This is a genomic window from Streptomyces sp. NRRL F-5650 (genome assembly GCF_000721365.1).
GTDB lineage: Bacteria > Actinomycetota > Actinomycetes > Streptomycetales > Streptomycetaceae > Streptomyces > Streptomyces ardesiacus.
The window spans coordinates 63,311-86,907 of the sequence record NZ_JOGV01000006.1 but is presented as its reverse complement, the minus strand read 5'-3'; the positions used below and the strand labels follow the sequence as shown (position 1 = coordinate 86,907).

The window sequence follows — 23,597 nt, the reverse complement described above, 5'->3', positions numbered from 1 at the left end:
GTACCAAGTCGGTGAGGGAGAACGTTCGGTCTTGACACCGGGACGCGGAGGCCCTTGACTGCTCCGAGAAGAGACCGAACGTTCTCCCTCTATCCGCCCCGTACTCCGTCACCCCACCGAAAGGCCATCCCGTGGACAGCGCCGTCGCCGCACCGCCCACCAGCGTTCCCGCCACCCTCCGGAAGCTGTACTTCCTCCGCTTCGCCTTCGCCGCCGCATGGGCCGCCCTGCTCCTGACCACCACCGACGCGCTGGGCCCGTTGAGCACGACCCTGCTGCTGGTCTATCCGCTGTTCGACGTGGCGGCCGCGGTCGTCGACGTCCGGTCGGCCAAGGAGAACGGCGGCCCGGCCACGCCGTTGTACGCCAACATCGCGATCAGCACCCTGACGGTTCCGGCCCTCGCCCTGGCCACGACCTCGGGCATCCCCGCCGTCCTGCGGGTGTGGGGCGCGTGGGCCGTCGCCGCGGGCGTCACCCAGCTCGTCGCGGGTGCCGTCCGGCGCGGGCTGGGCGGTCAGTGGCCGATGATCGTCAGCGGCGCGATCTCGACACTGGCCGGCATCTCGTTCGTCACGCAGGCGGGCGCCGACGACCCGTCCCTGGGGAGCCTCGCGGGGTACGCCTTCCTCGGCGGGGTCTTCTTCCTGGCCTCGGCGGTGCGGCTGACCCGGAGGGCGCGCGAACTGGCGTGACCGGCGGTGCGCCTTGCCCGGAGGACACGCGTACGGGCCCGACCGGGGGTGTGACCGTGAGCCGTACGAGCACCCGTGGGGTACCGGGGGAGTCGCGAGCGACGGAAGGAGCCGACCGTGCCGCACCACTCACCCGAACCGCAGAACCCGGAGAACCCGGAGAACCCGGAGAATCCGGATAGCTCGGACAGCTCGGACAGCTCGAACAGCTCGGAGAACCCGGTTGGCCCGGACAACCCCGAGAAGAACCCGGGGCACGCGCCGCCGAGCGCGGAGCCCCCGCGGGAGAGGAGGAGCCCGGCGGACCCGAGGAAGCCGGGAATCCCGCCCGAGGGCGCCGCGGACCTCCAGTTCATCGGCAACGCCACCCTGCTCATCCGCTACGGCGACCTGACCCTCCTGACGGACCCCAACTTCCTCCACCGCGGACAGCGGGCCCACCTCGGCTACGGACTGGTCTCGCGCAGGGTCACCGAACCCGCCCTCGACGTGACGGAACTGCCGCACGCGGACCTGGACGCCGTGGTCCTCTCGCACCTCCACGGCGACCACTTCGACCGGGTGGCCCGCCACGGCCTGGACCGGGGCCTGCCGTTCGTCACCACCCCGCACGGCGCCCGCCTCCTGAAGGGCCTGTACGGCTTCCGGCACGCCACCGGCCTGCACACCTGGCAGACCCGCACCCTGCGGCACGGCGACTCCACCGTGCGCATCACCTCGCTCCCCGGCCGCCACGCTCCGGGCCCCGCCCGCTTCCTGCTGCCGCCGGTCATGGGCAGCCTGCTGGAGTTCGGCGACCGCACCGGCGGGACGCGGCTGGTCCTCTACCTCTCCGGCGACACCCTGATGCACGACGGCCTGCGCGAGATCGCCGTACGCCACCCGGAGATCCACCTGGCCGTCCTGCACCTCGGCGGCACGACCCTGCCCGGCGGCCTCATGGTCACCATGGACGCCCGGCAGGGCGCCGACCTGCTCGACCTGCTGCGCCCCCGCCGGGCCATGCCCGTCCACTACGACGACTACACGGTCTTCCGCTCCCCGCTGGACGACTTCCTCACGGAGGCCGGCCGCCGGGGCCACACCGCCCGCCTGCTGCGGTGCGCCCCGGGCGAGCACGTGACGGTGGGCGCGGAGCCGAGGACCTGACGCGGAGGAGGCCGGGCGCAAAGGGAAGGCGCAAAGGGAAGGCGTAGAGGGAAGGAAGGAGCGGGTCTTGCCCGAGCCCCGCCACCCCGGGAAGATCGTCGTCCGTGCACTTGGACGACCTCGACGAACTCAGCGCGGACGAACGCCGGTTGTGGAATGCCTACCCACAGGGCCGTCCCGTGGCACCCCCGCCGGACCCAACGCCCTCGGCGGACCCGGCGCCCTCGGCGGACCCGGCGGACCCGGGGTCCCCGGAGCAGGTGATCCGCGCCGAGGTCGTCGCCGCACTGCTGCTGGGCGCCAACACCGCGGGCGCGCCCGGCGACCGCCCCGCACTGCGCCTGACCGGTGCGCGGATCACGGGCCGCCTGGACCTCGGCTTCACGGACATCGCGGCGCCGGTGCACCTGACCCACTGCCGCTTCGACGAGGCACCGCTGCTACGGGCCGCCCAGGTCCGGGAGCTGTCCCTCACGGGCTGCACCCTGCCGGGCCTCGTCGCGGACACGGCACAGATCGACGCGGGCCTGACCCTCACCCGTTGCCGTCTCACCGGCCCCCTGGTCCTCAACCGCGCCCAGATCAACGGCGACCTGGACCTGCGCGACACGACGATCAGCCATCCCGGCGGTGAGGCCATATCGGCCGTGCACGCCCAGGTGTCCGGCAACGCCCTGTGCGCCGACCTCGCCGTCGAGGGGACCTTCCGCCTCTCCGGCGCCTCCGTGGACGGCGAGTTCGACCTGGAGGGCGCCCGGCTCAGCGCCCCCGGCCGCCACGCCCTGGACGCCTACCACGTGCGGGTCGCCGAGGACTTCACCTGCCATCCGGGCTTCAGCGCCGAGGGCCGGCTCATCCTCTCCGGCGCCACGGTCGGTGCGGCGATCGGCTTCTGCGGGGCCCGGCTGAGCAACCCGGGGGACATCGCGCTGGAGGCGGTGGACGTCACCGTCGCCCGCAACTTCGACCTGGGCCTCGGTCTCAAGGTCGACGGCGCGGTGAGACTCGACGGCACCCACGTCGGCACCGAACTCAGCTTCCGCGCCGCCGAACTGACCCACCCGGGCGGCATCGCCCTGTCCCTGCGGGCGACCCGGGCACGGGACACGGACCTGCGCACCCGGCAGCCGATCGAGGGCACGGTCGACGCCCGCAACGCCCACCTCGGCACCCTGCACGACGACCCCGTCACCTGGCCCGCCGACCTCCGCCTGGCCGACACGACGTACGACACCCTCACCCTCCCCCTGACGGCCACCGAGCGCGTCGGCTGGCTGCGCCGCCCACCCGGCGGCTACCTCCCCCAGCCGTACGAGCAACTGGCCGCCACCTACCGGCGCCTGGGCCACGAGGACGAGGCCCGTACGGTCCTCCTCGCCAAGCAACGCCACCGCCGCACCGGCCTCCCCGCACACACCCGCCTGTGGGGCCACGTCCAGGACGTCTCCGTCGGCTACGGCTACCGCCCCCTCCGCGCCGGCCTGTGGCTCCTGGCCCTCCTCGCCTGCGGCACCCTGTACTTCGCCCTCCACACCCCCGCCCCCCTCGAACCCGGCAAGGCCCCGCCCTTCAACGCCGTCTTCTACACCCTCGACCTGCTCGTCCCGATCATCACCTTCGGCCAGGAACCCGCGTACGCCCCCCGGGGCACCGGCCAGTGGCTCTCCTACACCCTGATCGCGGCCGGCTGGATCCTGGCGACGACGGTCACCGCGGGGATCACCCGGGCACTGAGCCGACAGTGACCTGTGAGGGGAGCCGTGCCGCGGGCGCCGCGGAGAGTGACGCGCGGCCGGAGCGGCGCGACTGAGTACCCGTGCTCATGCGTGGCGCCTGCCGCGGCACCATGCTGAACGGCATGCGATCGAGACGGGCACGGTGGTCGTCGTGACCCCCCGGCGTGAGCCGTCGACCGGCGAGCAGGTGGGAGTCACCGCGGCCCTGCTCGTCATCGACCTGGTGGTCATTGCCTGGCTGGTGGTCATCCAGTACGGCATGACGGCATGGGCGGACAGCTACAACGGGGGAGCCCCGCCCGGCGCGCGCAGAGAAGCGCTGCGGGGAGCGTGGCTCCTGGCCGGCGGCGCAGTCGTCACGGGCGGCGGCCTTCTCGCGCTGAACCGGCGCCTCCCCGGCACTGCGCAACTGGTCGTCCTGGGAGCCGGAGCAGCCCTGCTCGCCTCCGTCCCCGCCCGCTGACACGCCCTGCTGCCCACCCCGGGCTGTGGCAACAGGCCCAAGTCGCCTCGACCGGGGGACTCTCACGCCGCGGTCAGGGCGGCCAGAGCACGGTCCATCGCGGCGTTGAACTCTTCCGGCGCCAGCGGCAGCCGGGACTTGACGTCCCGGCTCCACTGGTCGGCGAGGACCTCGGCCGAGCCCGCCTCGACACCGTCCAGCGCCGCGTCCGCCAAGTCCGACGGCGCGATCTTGTCCACGGGCCACCCCGCGGCCATGTCGGTGTCGGCCAGCCCGAGGTGCACCGCCGTCACGAGCGTGCCCTGCTCGGCGAGTTCCAGGCGGACACCGTTGGTCATGGCCCAGGCGGCGGCCTTGGTGAGGTGGTAGGCGTTCGCGCCCTTGCCCCCGAACCACGACATGGCGGAGAGCACGTTGACGACCGCGCCCCCGCCATTCCCGGCCAGCACCGGTGCGAACTCCCGGATCATTCCCAGGTGGCCGAAGACGTTGGTCTCCAGCTCCCGCCGCACCGCGTCCAGCGAACCGGTCAGCAGGTCGGTCCCCGTCTGGATCCCCGCGTTGTTGATGAGCAGCGAGACGTCCGGGGCGGCCTCGGCGGCGGCCCTCACAGACGCCGGATCGGCGATGTCGAGGCGGAGCACCTCGACCCCCGGCAGGTCCACGGTCTCGGGGCGGCGAGCCGTCGCGTAGACCCTGCGTGCGCCGCGTTCGACCAGGCGGCGGGCGAAGGCGTGGCCCAGACCGCGGTTGGCTCCGGTGACAAGGGCAACTGAGTTGTTGAGGTCCATGCCCGCTACGCTAAAACCTGACGTTGACGTCAGAGGCAAGTGCCGACCGTCAGGGCGGCCGGGCGAGAGGAGCCACCATGCCCGTCACCGAGGCCGAGACCGAAACCGAGGCCGAGCGGCTGATGCGCATCGGCGAGGTGGCACGGGGCGCCGGCGTCTCGGTACGCGCCGTGCGCTACTACGAGCAGCAGGGACTGCTCCGGGCCGAACGGAGCCCGTCCGGCCAGCGTCTCTACCGGCAGGACGCCATCCCCCTGGTCCGCTTCTTCCAGCAGATGTACGCCGCCGGCCTGACCAGCCGAAGGATCGCCGAACTGCTCCCGTGCTGGGACACCGGGCACACCGATGCCGAGCAGCGAGCCATGCTGCACGCCGAGCGCGCCCGCATCCAGGCCAAGGTCGACGACCTGCAGGCCGCCCTGGACCGCCTCGACGAGGTCATCGCGACCACGAACACCCACCCGTAGCCCCGGCCGCCCCGGACATCACAGGGCGGCCACCGGGTCGGCGACACCGGACCGCGCGTGCCCGGCCCACCGTGTGGGTGCGGATCGTGGCCGCACAGAACCCGGGTGGCTCCGCCCCCGTCGCTCAAACAACGCCCACCGCTCAGGTGCCACAACCATCGACGTCGTCGTCACACCCCTCCACCGCATCCCGGGCGATGGTGTCCAGGCGCCACAGGATCAGGCCGGTGCCGTTCCTGACCGGGTCGACCCGTGCGGTGAAGGGCTTACCCGCGGGGATGTTGAACCGGTCGGCCTCCCGGTCCCCGCACTCGATCCCGTACGCCTGCTCCTGATCGCCTCGCGACAGGGTGAGGGTGAGTTCCGAGATCCCGTCCGTGTCACAGGTCACGCTGAAGAGATACGGCCGGTCGCCGGACGTGTGGTGCTTCTTGTCCATGCCGCTCGCGACGAACGCGCTCGCGGTGTCGACGAGTTCCGGACGCGCGTCGCTGTCGGAGGCCGATTCCAGAGCCCGCTCTGCCCGTTGCATCGCGTCGTCCGGCTCCCAGGCGCGGCTGCCGTCGGCCGGCGGCTTGCTCTGCCCCTCGACGGGCGCCGACGACCGGTCCGCCGCGCCGTTCGTCTCCTTCCCCGCTTCGGCACAGCCTGCGAGCAGAGCGATCGCCGCGACGCAGAACGGCAGGAATGGACGTATACGCATGGACCCACCGTAGGCACGGAGCCGGTGCCCGTCGCCCACCATCGGCTCAACGCGGTTACTGCTCACTTGCCTGCGGTGCTCCTGCGCAGCAGACCGTCAGCGGTGCGGACGTCAACGTCGTACAGACGATGCTGGGCTACAAGTCCGCGATGCTGACCATGGACACGTACGGGCATCTCTTCCCGGACCGCCTGGACAAGGTCTGTCGGGTTGCTGGGGCAGGTCGCGGCGGACCAAGGCCTGAGCGAACGGTTCTCCGGTGGCGCGGGCACAGGCCATCCGCTCGCGCACCTCACTGAGGGTGCGCGGGCGGTAGCCGGGGCCGCCGCAGCAACTCTTGTGGAAGCGCACACCGGCGTGCAGCAGAACGGAGAGGGTGCGCCAGGCGGTGGTGTCCCGCCTCTTCGGTGCCGCGAAGGCGGAGCCGACGTGGATCAGTGGTTCGGTGCAGCGTGGACAGACCCGGTCGTGGTCGTGGTACCCGGGGTAGGGCTGCTTGTACGAGGCCCGGCAGGGCAGGCAAACGTACGAGGTCTTGGCATGAGCCTTGTGGAAAGGGTAGAGCCACCACAGGATCAGTCTCGACGGATTTCCGGCATGTGATCAGCACGCTCCTCGTGACGTTCAGCGGAATCGTCGTCACCACGCCCTTGGACGGCTCCCCGTGGTACCCCGCGCTGGCGGGCGGGGACGACTCCCACCCTGCCTGGCCAAGGGCCTCGTCGCCCGCCTCCTCTACGACGACGCCCCCAAGACCCGCCGTCGCCGGGCCGTCCCGCTGCCGCCCTCTCTGCATCGCGCCCCTGCGTCGGCACCGGATGCGGCAGGGGGCTGCTCGGCTCAGGTCGGGGGAGCAGTGGCAGGAGTCCGCCTGCGTCTTCACCACTCGCACCGGCCGCCAGGTCGAGCCACTGAACGTCTACCGCTCATTCACCCGCGTCGCCGAGTCCGCCGGCCTCCGCGGCATCCGGCTGCACGACGCCCGTCACAGCACCGCCACCCTCCTCACAGAGGCCGGAGTCGCGCCGCGTGTCGTCATGGAGATCCGGGTGCACTCGCAGATCAGCATCACCATGGACGTCTACACCCACGTCGTGCCGGACACCCGGCGTGAGGCCATGAGCCGCATGAACCGGCCGCTGCGGAGGCGTCCTGGTCGTCAGTGACCAACGGCGTCCAAGCACACAGGTATCAAGGGCCCCGGACGGTTATTGGTCTGGGGCCCTTCGGCGGGCCGGAAGCAGTTCGATGATGCCGCTTGATCCCGTACTTCCTTGCGGACAGACTGCCCGTCATGGGACCCGTAGGCATACCCGCCGATGCGCGAATCAGGAAGCTGCGATGAGCGCCGACCTGCCCTTCTTCCGATATCACCCGGATCCCCTGGCAAGCGGGTCCATCCGCGCGTCCGCCGAGTCGTGCGCCTGCTGCGGCCGCAGCACGGGCTGGATCTACACGGCAACCTTCTACTCTGCGCAAGAGGTCAGCGGACGCTTCTGCCCCTGGTGCATTGCAGACGGGAGCGCGGCTGAGCGTTTCGAGGGTGAATTCACTGACTCCTACGGACTCGACGGCGTGAGCGACGACGTGCTGCACGAGGTCACCCGCCGCACACCTGGATTCCGTGCTTGGCAAGATCCGCATTGGCTCGTCCACTGCCATGACGCGGGTGCCTTCGTGGGCGAAGTCGGATACACCGAGTTGGCCGAGCACCCCGAAGCCCTCGACCAGATGCGGGGCGACATGCGCCTCGACGGCCACCACGACGAAAGCCAGCTTGAGCGCCTCTTGACCCACCTCGGCGAGGGGATGACCGCCATGCTCTTCCGGTGCACCGTCTGTGGCGTCCACCTCGCCTACGCCGACGCATCCTGAAGGTCGTCTGCCATCGCGAGTCCGCGACCTCAGATGAGGACACACGCGACAGTGACCGCCCGCGTTGATGTCAGACGGGGCCCACCTCCGAAAATCCGGAGATGGGCCCCGTCTGAACCGGTGCCCCCGGCAGGATTCGAACCTGCGACACCCGCTTTAGGAGAGCGGTGCTCTATCCCCTGAGCTACGAAGGCGGGGCCTGCCGCTGTGGGCGGCGGTGGCAACAGGTTAGCGGATCGGGGGCCGGGGTGGAGGCGGTGGTGAGCAGCGCGGTCGTGAGGGAGGGGGTCAGGCCGGGGGGACGTGGACGAAGTGGCCCGCCACGCGGAGGTCCGCCTCGATGGCGGATGCCGTACGGGTCAGTTCGGGGAGGATCTCCGTTTCGCAGGCCTGCGTCGTGCGGCGGGCCGCGTGCGTGGCGACGTTCAGGGCCGCGACCACGCTTCCCGTGCGGTCGCGGACCGGGACCGCGACGGCGCGCAGGCCCGCCTCCAGCTCCTCGTCGACCAGGGCGTAGCCCCGTGCCCGGACCTCGGGGAGGGCCAGCAGGACGCGGCCCAGGGCTGTCGCGCGGGCCGGGAGGCGGGCGCCGACGGTGACGCGGGCGCTCAGGACGCGGGGTGTGGACGCCCGGGCCGTGTACTGGATCTCCGTGCCCGAGTCGGCGAGGACGGCGAGGGACGTCGATTCGTGGACGCGGTCGGCCAGGGCGGTCAGGTGGGGCTGGGCGATCTCGGGCAGGGAGGTGCGGGAGAGGGGCGGGAAGCCGAGGGACAGGACGCGCGGGGTGAGGGCGTAGGCGGCGTCGGGGGCGGGGGAGACCAGGCCCGCGTGTGTGAAGGTGATCAGGGCCCTGCGTGCTGTTGCCCGGGCCAGGCCCGTCGCCTTCGCGACCTGGGTCAGGGTCAGGGCGGAGCGCCCCTCGCCGAACGCCGTCAGGACGGTCAGGCCGCGGGCCAGGGACTCCACGAACTCCCGGCCCAGTTCCTGTTTCGACGCGCCCGTCCAGGTGGCCAGGCCGGCCCGGGGCGGGCCGGGGGCCGGGGGAGGGGCGGTGCGCAGGTCGTCCTCCATCGCCGCCACCGCCGTACGCAGGCGGGGGAGCAGGGCCGTCCGCAGGTCGGCGGCCGTGTGGCGGCTGGTGTGGCTCACCACGCTCGCCACGCAGGCCACCCGGCCGGTACCGGGGTGCCGTACGGGGACCGAGAGTGCCACCAGGCCCGGTTCGATCAACTGGTCGTCCAGTGCGTGGTCGTCGGCCGCCGCCGCTGTCGTACGGCGGACGAAGTCCTCGTCGGGGGTGGGGTGTTCGCGGGGCGGTACGGCCGGGAAGGTGCGGTCCGACGGGTCTGCGGCCCGGCGTGTGCGCCAGTGGTGCCAGTCGGGGCCGGTCCACTCCGTGGCGAAGAGGGGACCCGGGGCCGTGCGTTCGGCCGGGAGGAGGTCGCCGATGCGGAAGCTCAGGGACATGGCGCGGCGGCGGGTGGCCTGGTGGATGAAGCGGATGCCGTCCCGGTCGCCGACCGCCAGGGAGACCGACTCGTCGAGTTCGTCGGCCAGGGCGTCGGCGCGGGCGGAGAGCAGGGCGGGCAGGCGCAGGGCGGCTAGGTAGGCGTTGCCCAGTTCCATCAGGCGGGGGGCCAGGGTGACGTCGCGGCCGTCCAGGCGGACGTATCCCATGCGGGCGAGGGTCGCGGTGAGGCGGTCGACCGTGGAGCGGGCCAGGCCGGTGGTCTTCTCCAGGGCGCTGAGGCTGAGGGTGCCGTCGTCCGCCTCGGTCAGCCGGCGGAGTACGGCGATGCCCCGGAGGAGGGGGGTGACCGCCTCGGACGGGACCGTATCCGGGAGGACCGTTCCCGCCGGGTCCGTTTCCGCCGGGCCAGGCTCCGGCAGAACCGCTTCCGTCCGGTCCGTTTCCGCCGGGCCAGGCTCCGGCAGAACCGCTTCCGTCCGGTCCGTTTCCGCCGGGGCCGTCCTCGCCGGGGCACCCGCGTCCGGTGCGGCGGCGGCAGCCGGGGCGTGGGCCCTGTCGGGGGCGGCGTCGTCAGGACTGTGGGCGGGCATCGGCTCTCCGGTACGGCGGTCACGGCAGGTCGCCTACGGTAGCCCGGCCCGTCGCCGCGCCGGTCCGCCCGTCCGTACGGTGGCTCGGTGCGTCCCCGCGGCGGTCCGGCGAGTTAGTACGGTGGCTCGGACCGTCCCCGCGTCGGTCCGGCCCGTCCGCAGGGTTGCTCGTGCTCCCCTCCGTCCGTGCCCCGGCCGTCGTCCGCGTCCCGGTCGTCCGCCCCGTGCCCCCTGCGTCACCTGCGGGTGACCCGCACCCGTACGTCGCCCTTCGCGTCCTTCCCGGTCACCTTGACGGTGATGCCCTTGCGCGGGTCCTTGAAGGTCTCGCCCTCCGTGAAGGCGGCGTCCGAGAGCTCGGCGTGGACGTTGGGGCTGCGGGTGCAGCCGCCGCTGTCGCGCTGGGAGTCGTAGACCCGCACCGGGCCCATTCCGGTGTCCACGTCCGCGTCGACCTTGTAGATCAGTACGCCGGGCCGGCACACCGTCGCGTCGTTGCCCTCGCGGGTGCGCAGTTCCAGCGCGTAGCCGGACGTGCCGCTCAGCGGGAGGACCACCAGCTTGTCGCCGCCCCTGCGGGCCAGCGGCGTCAGGGTGTACTCGGTCGTGCCGGGCGCCGACGCGCAGTGCACCTGGGTGGGGTCGAGCCACCCCAGCTTCCACTTGTGCCAGCCGAGCAGGTCGTTGTCGGCGCCCCAGTCCTCGCTCATGATGTCCCAGTGGCCGACGGCGCCTCCGCCCTCCTGGGTGTAGAGGTCGGGGAGGCCGAAGACGTGGCCGTTCTCGTGGGGGAGGACCCGGTAGCCGGTCTCGTCGTAGGAGCCGGAGCCGTCGTCCTGGCGGGAGTAGACGAAGGAGGCGTTGGCCACCGGGACGCCGTCGGCGACCGGGGCCTCCTTGTTGCCGGCGAAGGTCACGGACAGGACCGTGTCCAGGGCGGAGGGGCCGGCGTTCGGGGTGACCAGGACGTTCACGAGGTCGTACGCCCGGAAGTCGACCTTCGGGTCGGCCGCGGCGACCATGTCCTGGACCAGTTTCCGGTAGCCGGGTTCGAAGGGGGCACCGCGTTCTATGCCGTACTCCGCGAAGGACTTGGGCATCCGGAGCCAGTCCCGGATCGGGGTCTCGGGGCGGTAGTCGAGACGGCCGTAGCTGCTGGTGCGGAACCACTCCTGGGTCTGCGGGAAGAACTCCGCGTACCGGTCGAGCGCCTTGCCCTCGCCGGGCGCGTCGGAGAAGTCGATCATCAGGGTGAGGGCGCGGACGGTGCCGGTCGAGCGGGCGTACCCGGCGGAGGTCGGCACGCCCTCGGACATCTGGATCTCGGAGCCGCCGCTGATCATGCAGGGGCCGTGCGCGGAGGAGCGGGAGAGGGCGGCGGGGCCGGGGCCCGAGGTCGAGGTGCCGGGCGCGAGCCGGCCGGTGCCGGCCGAGGTGCTGAGGGCGAGGGTCAGGACGGTGACGGTCGTGGCCGCGGCCAGTCGGCGCGGGCGTATGCGGCGGCTCGGTGGCTGCGCCTGCCCGTGCGACCGCATGCGGACCTCCCCGTGCCACGGCAGCCGCCCGACACCGGCTGCGCCCTTGGGCTCACCCTGTGCCGCCGGGTGGGCGGGCGCGCGCTGGAGGGGCCGATCGTGGGTTTCTCGCCGGTAGCCGCCGATCGGGTGGCATGCGGACCGGAGCGGTCGGGAGTGTGAGCCAGGTCACCGGAAAGTTCTTCGGGAGCGGGAAATAACCGGGGATCGTTTCCCCGTTTAGACCTGTGTCCGAGCGAAACGGGGACTGGCTCCCCGGATCGTGAGCCCACTGACCCAGACAGACCAAGGAGTGCGCCGTGCAGACCGCGACCCCCGAGCAGCGCAAGGCGGCCCGGCCCCGCGCCGATGCTCTGCGCAATCGGGAGCGGATCGTCGCCGCCGCCCGGGAGATGTTCGTCGAGCACGGACCGGACGTGCCGCTCGACGACGTCGCCCGCCGGGCCGGCGTCGGCAACGCCACGGTGTACCGCAACTTCCCCGACCGCGACGCCCTCGTCCGCGAGGTCGTCTGCTCGGTCATGGACCGTACGGCGCGGGCGGCCGAGCTGGCGCTCGACGAGACCGGGGACGCGTTCGAGGCGCTGGAGCGCTTCGTGCACGCCTCGGCCGACGAGCGCATCAGCGCGCTGTGCCCCATGGTGTCCAGCACGTTCGACCAGTACCACCCCGACCTGGAAGCGGCGCGCGAACGGGTCGAACGACTCGTCGCCGAGGTCATGGACCGGGCGAAGGCGGCCGGTCAGCTCCGTGACGACGTGGGCGTGGGCGATCTGATGATCGCCGCCGCCCAGCTCAGCCGGCCACCGGCCGGTACGGGGTGTGTCAGCGCCGACCGGTTCGTCCACCGTCATCTCCAGCTTTTCCTGGACGGGCTGCGGGTTCCCGCCCGCTCCGCCCTGCCGGGGACGGCCGTGACCCTGGAGGACCTGCGCCGGCCCTGCGACCAGTAGTTCAGCCCGTTCAGCCCGTTCAGCCCGTTCAGTTCGTTCGGTCCGTTCAGCCCGTTCAGTCCTCCGACTCCTCCAGTCTTTCCAGTCAGTTCCACCGGTTCCGCCGTTTCCATCGGTTTCACCGGCTCCATTGGCTTCATCGGTTTCACCGGCTCCACCGGTTCCGTCACCGGCGTCGCACCGTCAGCACCGTCGCTGACGGTGGGTCGGTGTCGTGGGACCGCTCGTCCCTTTTCTCGTCTTTTTCCGTCACGAAGTCCGAAGTGGGTATCCCCATGTCTCAGTCAGCCGTCCAGGCCTCCGGCGTGCCCGACGCCCCGGACGCCGGCCGCTGGAAAGCGCTGGTCTTCATCGCGCTCGCCCAGCTGATGGTGGTCCTCGACTCCACCATCGTGAACATCGCCCTGCCCTCCGCCCAGCAGGACCTCGGCATCTCCGACGGCAACCGGCAGTGGGTCGTCACGGCCTACGCCCTCGCCTTCGGCGGTCTGCTGCTGTTCGGCGGCCGCATATCCGACAAGTGGGGCCGCAAGCGCACCTTCATCACCGGTCTGGCCGGTTTCGCCGCGGCGTCCGCGCTCGGCGGCGCGGCCACCAACGAGGCGATGATGTTCGGCTCCCGCGCCCTCCAGGGCGTCTTCGGCGCCCTGCTCGCGCCCGCCGCGCTCTCCCTGCTCGCCGTGATGTTCACGGACGCCAAGGAGCGCGCCAAGGCCTTCGGCATCTACGGCGCGATCGCCGGTGGCGGTGCCGCCGTGGGCCTGATCCTCGGCGGTTTCCTCACCGAGTACCTGAACTGGCGCTGGACCTTCTTCGTCAACGTGCCGTTCGCCGTCGTCGCCGCGGCCGGTGCCTACCTCGTCGTCCGTGAGCCGAAGGGCGGCCGCAACGGCGCCCCGCTCGACATCCCCGGCGTGATCCTGTCCACCCTGGGACTGGTCGCGCTCGTCTACGGCTTCACCCGTGCCGAGTCCGAGGGCTGGAGCGACGCGGTGACGATCGGCATGTTCGTCGGCTCCGCCGTGCTGCTGCTGGCCTTCGTGCTGGTCGAGTCGAAGGTCCGGAGCCCGCTGCTGCCGCTGCGCGTGATCACCGAGCGCAACCGGGGAGGCGTCTACCTCTCGCTGGGCCTGGCGATCATCGCGATGTTCGGCCTGTTCCTCTTCCTGACCTACTACCTGCAGATCGTGAAGGGCTACACGCCGGTCAAGACCGGCTTCGCCTTCCTGCCGATGGTCGTCGGCATGATCACGGGCTCCACCCAGATCGGCACCCGCCTGATGACCCGGGTCCCGGCCCGGCTGCTGATGGGCCCCGGCTTCCTGGTCGCCGCCGTCGGCATGCTGCTGCTGACCCAGCTCGAGATCAACACCTCCTACGCCGGTGTGCTGCTGCCCGGCATGCTCCTGCTCGGCCTCGGCATGGGTACGGCGTTCATGCCGGCGATGTCCCTGGCCACCACGGGTGTGGAGCCGCGGGACGCCGGCGTCGCCTCGGCGATGGTCAACACCTCGCAGCAGGTGGGCGGCGCGATCGGCACGGCGCTGCTGAACACGATCGCCGCCTCGGCGACCACGTCGTACATCGCCGACCACATCGGGGGCGCGTCCTCCCGCTCCCAGCAGCAACTGGTCCAGTTGCAGGGGCAGGTGCAGGGCTACACCAGCGCGATCTGGTTCGCCGTCGGCATCCTGGTCGTGGCGGCCGCCGTCGCCCTGACCTTCGTCAACGCCGGGCGCCCGGGCGGCGGCCCCGTCGCCGGGTCCGGTACGGGCGAGGCGGCCGAGGACGAGCTGCCGGTGCCGGTCGTCGTCCACTGACGACGCCGGACCCGGTACCCACTCGGGCCCCTGCTCCACCCGTGCGGACGGGGAGGGGACGCCCCGTACGCACGGTTCCCCGCGGACCTGCCCTGGCAGCGCGCTCAGCGCAGCCAGGGCAGGTCCGCACCCGCTTCGCTCGGCTGAAGTCCCTCGGCGACGATCCGCATGATCTCGCCGAGGGACTTCTGCTGTTCGGGGGTGAGCCGGTCGAAGACCGCCTGGCGTACGGCGTTCACGTGGCCCGGTGCGGTCCGGCGCAGCACCTCGTGGCCCTCGTCCGTGAGGATGGCGAACTGGCCGCGCTTGTCGGAGGGGCAGTCCTCGCGGCGGACCCAGCCGTTCTTCTCCAGACGGGCCACCGCGTGCGAGAGCCGGGACCGGGTGATCTTGGCGTACTTGGCCAGCTCCGTCATCCGCAGCCGCCGGCGCGGCGACTCCGCCAGCTTGACCAGGAGGCCGTAGTAGACGTGCGGCATGCCCGCGTCGCGCTGGAGCTGTCGGTCGAGGTGGTCCTCGAGGAGGGTGGCGGCCTCGATGTAGGAGCGCCAGACGAGCTGCTCCTCGGCGGTGAGCCATCGGGGTTCGTCGTTCATGCCGCCCACTGTACGAGACGGTTCCTTGAATCTTAAACAAACAAGGGGTAGATTGTCGGCAAGTAAAGGTTGAGAGTTCAAGTATGGGAGGGTCCGCCATGACCGTCGCCCCGCAGGAACGCATGCCCGCCCTCTATCTCAGCCACGGTGCCCCGCCGCTGGCCGACGACCCCGTCTGGCCGGGCGAACTCGCCGCCTGGTCCGCCGCCCTGCCCCGCCCCAAGGCGATCCTCGTCGTCTCCGCCCACTGGGAGGAGGCCCCGCTCGCTCTCGGCGCCACCCGGACCGTGCCCCTGGTCTACGACTTCTGGGGCTTCCCGGAGCACTACTACCAGGTGCGCTACGAGGCCCCCGGCGCCCCCGCGCTCGCCGAGTCCGTGCGCAAGCTGCTGCGCGCCCCCGGCGCGCCCGTCCAGGACGTCCCCGACCGCGGCCTCGACCACGGCGCCTACGTGCCGCTGGTCGAGATGTACCCCGGCGCCGACATCCCGGTCCTCCAGGTCTCCATGCCGACCCTCGACCCGGCGCGGCTCATGGAGATCGGCCGCAGGCTCGCGCCGCTGCGCGACGAGGGGGTGCTGATCATCGGCTCCGGCTTCTTCACCCACAACCTCGCCGCGCTGCGCCAGGGCGGCATCCCCTCCTGGTCCGCCGAGTTCGACGACTGGGGGCGGCGCGCGCTGGAGGGCGGGGACGTGGACGGCCTGCTCGACTTCGCCGGCAAGTCCCCGGCCGGGCGGCTCGCCCACCCCCGCACCGAGCACTTCGCGCCCCTGTTCGTGGCCATGGGCGCGGCGGACGCGGCCGGCGAGCTGGACCTGCGGCGGTCGGTGATCGACGGGTTCTGGATGGGGCTGGCCAAGCGTTCGGTCCAGTTCGGCTGAGCGGCGGACCCGGGACCTGCCTAGAGCGGCTTCTCGTACCAGGCCACGTCCCAGTACCGCCCGAACTTGCGGCCCACCTCGCGGTAGGTGCCGACGTGCCGGAAGCCGAAGCGGGCGTGCAGTCGCGCCGACGCCTCGTTGGGCTGGGCGACGGCCGCGTAGGCCCGGTGCAGGTCCTCGCCGGACAGGGCGTCGAAGAGGGACGTGTAGAGGAGCGAGCCGATGCCGCGGCCGCCGGCCCCCGGAGCGACGTAGACGGTGGTCTCCACCGAGGTCGCGTAGGCGGGCTTCGCGCGGTAGGGGCTGGAGGTGGCGTACCCCAGAATCTCCTGTGACTCCGCGTCCCTCGCAACCCTCAGCCGGTGGGGGCCGTCTTCAGGGTGGGAGAGCAGCCAAGAGCGGCGCTCTTCCGGGGTGAACGGCTCGGTGTCGAACGTGATGGGCGTCTCACGCACGTAGTGGTTGTAGAGGTCGGTGAGGGCCTTGAGATCGGCCTCGACTCCCGGCCTGACCTGGACCTCCGCAGTTCCCCGCAGCATCCCGCCTCCTCGTGTGGCGGCACAGGGTACTGCATGATCAGAAAAATTGAGGGGCGGGTTGGGAATTCTGTCCGGATTCCAGTCGTTGTTTCCATCGGATGCAGGGCACCCGAGGAGAGTCCCGAGAGGGATCCAGACACACGGAGACCACCCGCACGGCGCCCGAGCGTCCACAGGACCACCCGCTGAACCACCATCGCAAGGGAGCACGCATGGCAACCCGTGCCGTCGCCCGTCGTAAGTCCGCCACCGGCGAGACCTCCGGCTCGGCAACCAGCGTCCGCGCGAACGGCGGCGAGCTCGCCGACCGCGATCTGGTCGGCATGTACCTCGACGAGATCGCCCGGACACCGCTGCTCGACGCCGCCAAGGAGGTCGAGCTGTCCCAGACCATCGAGGCGGGTGTGTTCGCGCGGCAGGTCCTCGAAGGGTACGAGGAGACCGGGGCCGACGCCACCCGTGAGGAGCTCCAGGCCCTCGTCGACGAGGGCGAGCGGGCGAAGGACGTCTTCATCCGTTCCAACCTCCGCCTGGTCGTCGCCGTCGCCCGCCGCTACCCGCGCAGCGGCCTGCCGCTCCTCGACCTGATCCAGGAGGGCAACGCCGGCCTGGTCCGCGCCGTCGAGAAGTTCGACTACCGCAAGGGCTTCAAGTTCTCGACGTACGCGACCTGGTGGATCCGTCAGGCCATCACCCGGTCCATCGCCGACCAGTCGCGCACCATCCGGCTGCCCGTCCACCTGGTGGAGGAGCTGGGCCGGATCCGGCGCGTGCAGCGCGAGTTCAACCGCGAACACGGCCGCGAGCCGGAGCCCGCCGAGATCGCCGCCGAGCTGGGCTCGAAGCCCGAGCGCGTCACCGACGTGCTCGACTGGGCCCGCGACCCGGTCTCGCTGAACATGTCCGTGGACGACGAGGGCGAGACCCAGTTCGGCGACCTGCTGGAGGACACCTCCGCCGTGTCGCCCGAGCAGTCGGTGCTGACTCTGCTGCGCAGCGAGGAGCTGGACGACCTCATCGGCCGCCTCGACCCGCGCACGGCCTCCATCATCAAGATGCGGTACGGCATCGACGACGGCCGCGAGCGCACGCTGACCGAGGTCGGCAAGGAGCACGGCCTCACGCGCGAGCGCATCCGCCAGATCGAGAAGCACGCGCTGCTGGAGCTGAAGAAGCTGGCCCGCGACACCGGCTTCGAGGCGGCCGCGTGACGCGGGGGGCGTGACGTGGCGGGTGGGGCGTACGCCGGGTGCTGAACCCGGCGCAAACATGGCCGTACAACGCTGCTTCAACCCGCCGGGGCCGGGAAAGAGACGGGCGAGCCCGTTCGTCCGGGGCCGGGCCCCGACAGCGCGGCTCGTCCCGCGCGCTCCGCGCGGCACCGCAGACCACGTCCCGACGCACTCCCCCCGGCGCCGGGACTTCCCGAGCCGGGCTGCCCGGCGCCTCTCCCCCCGGGGCGCCGCAGCCCGGCTCCTTCCTCGTTGCCCCGGGACGGCCGGTGAGCCGGTGCGACAGCGCCGGTGCGAGAAGGGGCGGGGCACCCCGAACCTGAACCCCGGGGTGGCCCGCCGAATGGCAGATTCTGCCACAGCGGCATAGCCTGCCGAAGTGAGCACCACCGTTCCCGCACATCCCGCCGACGGACCGGCCTCCCTGACCGAGCGGCGCAAGGCCGAGACCCGCATGGAGATCGCCCGGGCGGCGGCCCGTCTCTTCGCCGGCCAGGGCCTGCGGTCCACGCGGGCCGAGGACATCGCCCGGGCCGCAGGGGTCGCCCCCCGCACCTTCTACCGCTACTTCGCGGCCAAGGAGGAGGCCGTCGCCCCGCTCTACGCCCTGGGCGCCGAGCGCTGGGTGCGCGCGGTGCGCGAGGCCCCGGCCGCACTGTCCCCGCCCGAGGCACTCGAACACGCCGCACGGCACACGCTGACCCCGGGCGCGGGCGTCTCGGCGCGCTCCTGGGAGTGGGCCCGCACCCTCATCGGCCTGGCCGGGAGCAGCCCGGCGCTGCGCAAGGTGTGGGCGGAGGTCTGCCACCGCACGGAGCGGGGACTGGTGGAGGCGCTGGCCGCGCGGATGTCCGGCGGTGACGACAACGTTGCCGCACGCCTGGCCGCCGCTCCGCGGCTGCACTTCGCCGCCGCGGTGGCGGGAGCGGCCGTGCGCGTCGCGGCGGAGAACTGGGCGTCCGCGCCCCCGCAGGACGTGCGCGGCCCCCTGGAGCAGGCGCTGCTGAACCTGGCGGTGCTGCGGGACTTCGCCTGGGAGGACGGCCCGGCGCCACGGGAGTGAGAGCGCCTCGGGCGGGGGAGCGGGCGATACGTCCCAACGGCTGGCGATACGTCCCAACGGTTGTCGGCCCGGCACTACGGCTGCCGGCCCGCCCCAACGGCTGTCAGCCCGGCCCTACGGCTGCCGGCCCGGCCTACGGCGTGAGAGCGCACGTCACACGCGTAAGGGCGGGCGTCACGGGCGCGAGGGCGGGCATCACGGGCGTAAGAGCGGGCGTCACGGGCGTAAGGGCGGGCGTCACAGCCACGAGGGCGGGCGTCACACGCACGAGGGCGGGCAGGTCCGGTGGGAGCAGGGTCAGCCGTCCCCCGCCGCCCGTCCCAGGCGCGCCCCCATCTCCCGTACGCACTCCACCAGTTCCGCCGGTTCCGAGACCCGGAACTCCAGCCCGGTCGTCGCCAGCCGTACCGCGGTCCACTCCACCGAACCGGACACGGTCGCCCGCACCACGCACGAGCCGCCGTCGTCCGCCGGCTCGGGCACCCCCAGCCACGGCGGCAGCAGGGGCGCGACGGTCTCGGCCGGCGCGTGGAAGACGACCGTGATCCCGTAGGAGTCGTTCCGCCGGTACATCGAGCGCCGCAGGTATTCGGCCGCGTCACCGGTCGGGAGGTCCCGGGGAGCGAACCGCGCCCCGGTGGCGAAGGGCTCGCTCACCCGGTCGACCCGGAAGGTCCGCCAGTCGGCCCGGTCGAGGTCGTAGGCGACCAGGTACCAGCGCCGCCCCGTCGACACCAGCCGGTACGGCTCGGTCACGCGCCGCGTCTCGGTGCCGTCCGCCGCGCGGTAGGCGAACCGCAGCCGCTCGTTCCCGGCCACCGTCGAGGCCATCACGGTCAGCGTCTCGGGCGCGATGCTCGGCCCGTCCCCACTGGTCAGGGGCGTGGTGGCGGACTGGAGCGTGGTGACCCGGCGCCGCAGCCGGGACGGCAGCACCTGCTCCAGCTTGGCCAGGGCCCGCACCGACGCCTCGTCCAGGCCCGCGACCGCGTGCCCGGCGCCCGCCCGCAGCCCGACGGCGATGGCCACCGCCTCCTCGTCGTCGAGCACCAGCGGCGGCATCGCCTTGCCCGCCACGAGCCGGTAGCCGCCGTCGGAGCCCATCGTGGCCTGGACCGGATAGCCCAGCTCGCGCAGGCGGTCGATGTCCCGCCGGACCGTGCGCCGGGAGACGCCGAGCCGTTCGGCCAGCTCGCCGCCGGGCCATTCGCGGGGCGTCTGGAGGAGGGAGAGGAGCGTCAGCAGCCGGGCCGGGGTGTCCGTCGTCATGGGCCGAGGATGCCGCAGATCTAGGACATGATCTGACCTACTGCCCTCCTAGGTTGCTCCCATGACCTCCACGCACACCCCGGAACCGGCACTCGTTCCGCCCGCCGCTGCGGCGGGCCCGGGCGACCGACGCCGCTGGTTCGCGCTCGCGATCGTGATGACCGCGGCCTTCATGGACCTGGTAGACGTCACCATCGTCAACATCGCCATTCCCTCGATCCAGCAGGACGAGGGCGCCTCCTTCAGCCAGATCCAGTGGATCACCGCCGGATACGCCCTCGCCTTCGCGGCCGGCCTGATCACCGGCGGGCGGCTCGGCGACATCCACGGCCGCAAGCGGGTCTTCCTCGTCGGCATCGGCGGCTTCACCCTCGCGTCGGCGCTGTGCGGCCTCGCCGTGAACCCGGAGATGCTGGTCGCCTCCCGCATCCTCCAGGGCGGGATGGCGGCGCTGATGGTGCCGCAGGTGCTGTCGATCGTGCACGCCACCTTCCCGGCGCACGAACGCGGCAAGGTCTTCGGGCTGTTCGGCGCGATCGTCGGACTCGGCGCGGTCTCCGGTCCGCTGCTGGGCGCCCTGCTCACCGAGTGGAACCTCTTCGGGCTCGAGTGGCGGCCCATCTTCCTCATCAACCTGCCGGTCGGCATCGCGGGCCTCGTCCTCGGCGGCCGCTTCATCACGGAGTCCAAGGCGCCGCGCGCCCTGAGGCTCGATCTGGTCGGGGTCGCGCTGGTCACCCTCGGGCTGCTGATGCTGGTCTACCCGCTCACCCGGGGCGAGGAGCTGGGCTGGCCGCTGTGGGGGCACCTCTCGATGGCCGGGTCGGTCGTGGTCCTCGCGGTGCTGGTCGCCTACGAGCGGCGCAAGAGCGCGCGGGACGGTTCGCCGCTGGTGGAGCTGTCGCTGTTCAAGGTGAAGAGCTTCGCGGCCGGGATCGCCGTGCAGACCGTCTTCGGCGTCGGGCTGGGCGTCTTCTTCCTGGTGTGGACGCTGTACATGCAGGTGGGGCTCGGCTGGAGCCCGCTGCGGGCCGGCCTGACCGGCGTACCGTTCTCGGTCGCCGTGTCCACGGCCGCCGGGATCTCGGTGCAGAAACTGGTCCCGCGCTTCGGGCGCAAGGTGCTGCAGACGGGCGCGCTGGTGATGGCGGCCGGAGTGCTCCTCTACGTCTTGGAGTCCGGGCACTACGGGCAGGCCATCACGTCCTGGCAGATGGCGCTGCCGCTGGCCGTGATGGGCCTCGGCATGGGCCTGATCGTCGCGCCGCTGACCGACGCGGTGCTCTCCCAGGTGCCGCGCGAGCACGCCGGGGCGGCGTCGGGGCTCATCAACACCGTGCAGCAGATGGGCAACGCGCTCGGACTCGGCCTCGTGTCGGTGGTCTTCTTCGGCACGATGAGCGACCACCTCACCCCCGCCCGCGTCGGACCGGCCTACGTGGACGCCTTCCAGAACGCGCTGGGCTGGGTGGCCGGGGTGCTGGTCGCGATCTTCCTGCTGATGTTCGCGCTGCCCCGGCGGCCGGCCCAGCACGTGGAGGGCGCCGGTGCGGAGAACGACCGGTCGGAGGACAAGGAGCCCGTCCTGGCCTGAGACGGACCGGAGCCGAGGAGGGACCGGCCGACACGGAACCGGCCGACACCGGACCGGCCGACACGGAACCGGCCGACACGGAACCGGCCGACACGGAACCGGCCGACACCGGACCGGGCGAAGTAGGACCGGTCGAAGAGGGACCAGGGGCGGGCCCGGCACTCGTGCCGGGCCCGTTTCCCGTCTCGGTGCCCGGCCCGGTTCCCGCCACATCGATGCGATGCCCGTTCATGCCTGCTTGAGTCCGAACGTTTCCATTTACTGTTTACATTCCGGACAACCGGGCGTAGCCTCCCCGAGAAACAACAGGTTCGGGCACGGTCGGAGGTGAACGGTCATGTACGCACCGGAGCGGCAGCAGGAGATCCTCCGGCTCGCCCGGGACGTCGGCCGGGTGGACGTGGTGTCGCTGGCCGAGGAGTTCCAGGTGACGGCGGAGACCATCCGCCGCGACCTCAAGGCCCTCGACCGCGCCGGTCTGCTCCGCCGGGTGCACGGCGGCGCGATCCCCGCCGGACGGCTCGACTTCGAACCGGACCTCGCCGAGCGCGAGTCCACGGCCGCCGACGAGAAGGACCGCATCGCCAGGGCGGCCCTGGCGGAACTGCCGGCCGAGGGCACGGTGATCCTCGACGCCGGTTCGACCGTGGCCCGCATGGCCGCGGCGATCCCGCGGGAGACCTCGCTGACCGTGGTCACCCACAGCCTGCCCATCGCGGCCCGCCTCGCCGACCACCCCGGCATCCAGCTCCACATCGTCGGCGGACGCGTACGGCACCGCACCCGCGCCGCCGTGGACGCCTGGGCGCTGCGCGCGTACGGCGAGATCCGCGCCGACGTGGCCGTGGTGGCCGCCAACGGGTTCTCCGCGGAACACGGCCTGACCACCCCCGACCTCGCCGAGGCCGCCGTCAAGCGGGCCGCCCTGTCCGCCGCCCGGCGCGTGGTGCTGCTCGCCGACTCCTCCAAGTTCGCCCAGGAGCACTTCGCCCGCTTCGGCGCCCTGGGCGACGTGGACCTGCTCATCACCGACACCGGACTGACCCCCGAGGACGCGGCCGGCATCGAGCGCGCCGGCACGGAAGTGGTACGCGCATGATCCTGACCGTCACCCCCAACCCGTCGCTGGACCGCACCTACGAGGTGCCCTCCCTCGACCGCGGCGAAGTCGTCCGCGCCACCGGCGAACGGGTCGACCCCGGCGGCAAGGGCGTGAACGTCTCGCGCGCGGTGGCCGCCGCCGGGCAGCGCACCGTCGCCGTACTGCCGCTGGGCGGGGCGCCGGGCGCCCTCGTCGCCGACCTGCTCGACGCGCAGGGCATCGAGGTGGCGCCGGTCCCGATCGCCGGGCCCACCCGCTCCAACATCGCGCTCGCCGAGGCCGACGGCGTCCTGACGAAGATCAACGCGCCGGGCCCCGAACTCTCCCCGGCCGAACGGGAACTGCTCCTGGAGACCGTACGGCGCCAGTCGCCCGGCGCGGCCTGGATCGCCTGCTGCGGCAGCCTGCCCCGCGGACTCGCCCCCTCCTGGTACGCCGACCTGGTCGCCCGCGCGCACGCCGCCGGGGTCCGCATCGCCCTGGACACCTCCGGACCCGCCCTGCTGCGGGCGCTGCGCGAGCGGCCCGACGTGGTCAAGCCGAACGCCGAGGAACTGGCCGAGGCCGTCGGCCGTCCCCTGGCCACGGTCGGCGACGCCGTGAAGGCCGCCGAGGAACTGCGGGAACTGGGCGCCGGGGCCGTGCTCGCCAGCCTGGGCGCCGACGGGCAGGTGCTCGTGGACGAGGCGGGCACCTGGTTCGCCACCGCCCGCGTCGACGCCGTACGCAGCAACGTCGGCGCCGGGGACTCCTCCCTCGCCGGGTTCCTCGTCGCCGGCGGGAGCGGCCCCGGCGCCCTCGCCTCCGCCGTCGCGCACGGCGCCGCGGCCGTCCGGTTGCCCGGCAGCGTGATGCCGACGCCGCAGGACCTGGACCCGGCCGCCGTCACGGTCACCGCCGAGGTGCCCGTGGACCGCGTCCTGACGGACCGCCTCCAGGAGGTGCCGGCGGCATGACGTCCCACCCCGCTCACGGCCCCCTCCCCGGGGCCGCCCCCAGCCCCCACCGCAGTGCCCCCGTCCCCCTCCCCGCCCGGCGCCCCGCGTTCCGGGCGATACGCGAGCTAA

21 protein-coding genes, 1 tRNA gene and 2 pseudogenes are annotated in these 23,597 nt (G+C 72.5%); 15 read left to right on the top strand and 9 right to left on the bottom strand.

From position 1 onward, the window contains the following. Positions 1 to 131 precede the first annotated feature (131 nt). The 4 genes from IG88_RS0108445 to IG88_RS0108430 all read left to right on the top strand — a co-directional run bounded on the left by IG88_RS0108445 (position 132) and on the right by IG88_RS0108430 (position 4,043). Positions 132 to 695 (top strand): hypothetical protein, encoded by a 564-nt coding sequence (locus IG88_RS0108445; RefSeq protein ID WP_031036875.1) that lies wholly within the window; start codon positions 132 to 134, stop codon positions 693 to 695. 321 nt (positions 696 to 1,016) lie between these two features. Beyond that, positions 1,017 to 1,844 (top strand): MBL fold metallo-hydrolase, encoded by an 828-nt coding sequence (locus IG88_RS0108440; RefSeq protein ID WP_031036872.1) that lies wholly within the window; start codon positions 1,017 to 1,019, stop codon positions 1,842 to 1,844. Between the two features lie 104 nt (positions 1,845 to 1,948). Beyond that, positions 1,949 to 3,589, top strand: coding sequence for an oxidoreductase (locus IG88_RS0108435; protein ID WP_234332079.1), 1,641 nt, complete (start codon positions 1,949 to 1,951; stop codon positions 3,587 to 3,589). A 142-nt stretch (positions 3,590 to 3,731) separates the two neighbouring features. After that, positions 3,732 to 4,043 (top strand): hypothetical protein, encoded by a 312-nt coding sequence (locus IG88_RS0108430; protein ID WP_031036868.1) that lies wholly within the window; start codon positions 3,732 to 3,734, stop codon positions 4,041 to 4,043. A 62-nt stretch (positions 4,044 to 4,105) separates the two neighbouring features. Here the strand turns inward: IG88_RS0108430 and IG88_RS0108425 are convergent, their stop codons facing one another. Beyond that, on the bottom strand, positions 4,106 to 4,834 hold the full coding sequence (locus IG88_RS0108425; protein WP_031036865.1) for an SDR family oxidoreductase: 729 nt from the start codon (positions 4,832 to 4,834) through the stop codon (positions 4,106 to 4,108). A gap of 77 nt (positions 4,835 to 4,911) precedes the next feature. Here IG88_RS0108425 and IG88_RS0108420 point away from each other — a divergent pair, with 77 nt between their 5' ends. Continuing rightward, positions 4,912 to 5,301: a MerR family transcriptional regulator gene (locus tag IG88_RS0108420; RefSeq protein WP_031036863.1), complete on the top strand. Its 390-nt coding sequence runs from the start codon at positions 4,912 to 4,914 to the stop codon at positions 5,299 to 5,301. Positions 5,302 to 5,443: 142 nt separating this feature from the next. Here IG88_RS0108420 and IG88_RS43300 read toward each other — a convergent pair whose 3' ends face one another. Next, the gene (locus IG88_RS43300; RefSeq protein ID WP_158853852.1) at positions 5,444 to 6,004 is read right to left on the bottom strand and encodes a hypothetical protein; all 561 of its coding nucleotides are present in this window, start codon (positions 6,002 to 6,004) and stop codon (positions 5,444 to 5,446) included. Between the two features lie 216 nt (positions 6,005 to 6,220). Continuing rightward, positions 6,221 to 6,577: pseudogene (locus IG88_RS44185) on the bottom strand (deoxyxylulose-5-phosphate synthase); the annotation flags it as partial. A 157-nt stretch (positions 6,578 to 6,734) separates the two neighbouring features. Between IG88_RS44185 and IG88_RS38485 the strand changes: the two are divergent. Both IG88_RS38485 and IG88_RS0108405 read left to right on the top strand, forming a co-directional pair. Next, a pseudogene (locus IG88_RS38485) lies at positions 6,735 to 7,170 on the top strand (tyrosine-type recombinase/integrase); the annotation flags it as partial. Between the two features lie 175 nt (positions 7,171 to 7,345). Continuing rightward, positions 7,346 to 7,879: a CbrC family protein gene (locus IG88_RS0108405; protein ID WP_031036857.1), complete on the top strand. Its 534-nt coding sequence runs from the start codon at positions 7,346 to 7,348 to the stop codon at positions 7,877 to 7,879. Positions 7,880 to 8,000: 121 nt separating this feature from the next. On the opposite strand, the gene IG88_RS0108400 is transcribed toward IG88_RS0108405, so the two are convergent. From IG88_RS0108400 to IG88_RS0108385, 3 genes are all read right to left on the bottom strand, one after another. Then, positions 8,001 to 8,073, bottom strand: a tRNA-Arg gene (locus IG88_RS0108400). Between the two features lie 94 nt (positions 8,074 to 8,167). Then, entirely contained in the window at positions 8,168 to 9,943 is a 1,776-nt protein-coding gene (locus tag IG88_RS0108395; protein ID WP_234332078.1) for an IclR family transcriptional regulator domain-containing protein, read from the bottom strand. 236 nt (positions 9,944 to 10,179) lie between these two features. Then, positions 10,180 to 11,478 carry a M6 family metalloprotease domain-containing protein gene (locus IG88_RS0108385; RefSeq protein WP_031036852.1) on the bottom strand — a complete coding sequence of 433 codons (1,299 nt, stop codon included), beginning with the start codon at positions 11,476 to 11,478 and terminating at the stop codon, positions 10,180 to 10,182. A gap of 299 nt (positions 11,479 to 11,777) precedes the next feature. On the opposite strand from IG88_RS0108385, the gene IG88_RS0108380 reads away from it, so the two are divergent. Beyond that, a complete protein-coding gene (locus IG88_RS0108380) occupies positions 11,778 to 12,431 on the top strand; it encodes a TetR/AcrR family transcriptional regulator (protein WP_031036849.1) in 654 nt (217 codons plus the stop codon). Between the two features lie 275 nt (positions 12,432 to 12,706). Continuing rightward, positions 12,707 to 14,251 (top strand): MFS transporter, encoded by a 1,545-nt coding sequence (locus IG88_RS0108375; protein ID WP_031036846.1) that lies wholly within the window; start codon positions 12,707 to 12,709, stop codon positions 14,249 to 14,251. A gap of 104 nt (positions 14,252 to 14,355) precedes the next feature. Here IG88_RS0108375 and IG88_RS0108370 read toward each other — a convergent pair whose 3' ends face one another. Next, positions 14,356 to 14,847, bottom strand: coding sequence for a MarR family winged helix-turn-helix transcriptional regulator (locus tag IG88_RS0108370; RefSeq protein WP_030399256.1), 492 nt, complete (start codon positions 14,845 to 14,847; stop codon positions 14,356 to 14,358). Positions 14,848 to 14,945: 98 nt separating this feature from the next. Here IG88_RS0108370 and IG88_RS0108365 point away from each other — a divergent pair, with 98 nt between their 5' ends. Then, positions 14,946 to 15,731: a dioxygenase gene (locus tag IG88_RS0108365; RefSeq protein WP_031036843.1), complete on the top strand. Its 786-nt coding sequence runs from the start codon at positions 14,946 to 14,948 to the stop codon at positions 15,729 to 15,731. Positions 15,732 to 15,751: 20 nt separating this feature from the next. Here the strand turns inward: IG88_RS0108365 and IG88_RS0108360 are convergent, their stop codons facing one another. Next, a complete protein-coding gene (locus IG88_RS0108360; RefSeq protein ID WP_107452098.1) occupies positions 15,752 to 16,267 on the bottom strand; it encodes a GNAT family N-acetyltransferase in 516 nt (171 codons plus the stop codon). A 215-nt stretch (positions 16,268 to 16,482) separates the two neighbouring features. Here IG88_RS0108360 and IG88_RS0108355 point away from each other — a divergent pair, with 215 nt between their 5' ends. Then, on the top strand, positions 16,483 to 17,481 hold the full coding sequence (locus tag IG88_RS0108355; protein ID WP_031036837.1) for a sigma-70 family RNA polymerase sigma factor: 999 nt from the start codon (positions 16,483 to 16,485) through the stop codon (positions 17,479 to 17,481). Positions 17,482 to 17,881: 400 nt separating this feature from the next. Continuing rightward, positions 17,882 to 18,565 (top strand): TetR family transcriptional regulator, encoded by a 684-nt coding sequence (locus tag IG88_RS0108350; protein ID WP_031036834.1) that lies wholly within the window; start codon positions 17,882 to 17,884, stop codon positions 18,563 to 18,565. A 297-nt stretch (positions 18,566 to 18,862) separates the two neighbouring features. On the opposite strand, the gene IG88_RS0108345 is transcribed toward IG88_RS0108350, so the two are convergent. Beyond that, complete coding sequence (locus IG88_RS0108345; protein ID WP_031036831.1) at positions 18,863 to 19,834, bottom strand: helix-turn-helix transcriptional regulator; 972 nt, start codon at positions 19,832 to 19,834, stop codon at positions 18,863 to 18,865. A 61-nt stretch (positions 19,835 to 19,895) separates the two neighbouring features. Here IG88_RS0108345 and IG88_RS0108340 point away from each other — a divergent pair, with 61 nt between their 5' ends. The 3 genes from IG88_RS0108340 (at position 19,896) to pfkB (ending at position 23,486) form a co-directional block, all read left to right on the top strand. Next, complete coding sequence (locus tag IG88_RS0108340; RefSeq protein WP_031036829.1) at positions 19,896 to 21,428, top strand: MFS transporter; 1,533 nt, start codon at positions 19,896 to 19,898, stop codon at positions 21,426 to 21,428. Positions 21,429 to 21,765: 337 nt separating this feature from the next. Next, complete coding sequence (locus tag IG88_RS0108335) at positions 21,766 to 22,527, top strand: DeoR/GlpR family DNA-binding transcription regulator (RefSeq protein ID WP_031036826.1); 762 nt, start codon at positions 21,766 to 21,768, stop codon at positions 22,525 to 22,527. Next, complete coding sequence (gene pfkB, locus IG88_RS0108330; protein ID WP_031036823.1) at positions 22,524 to 23,486, top strand: 1-phosphofructokinase; 963 nt, start codon at positions 22,524 to 22,526, stop codon at positions 23,484 to 23,486. The genes IG88_RS0108335 and pfkB overlap by 4 nt, the downstream gene beginning before the upstream one ends. Positions 23,487 to 23,597: the final 111 nt, after the last annotated feature.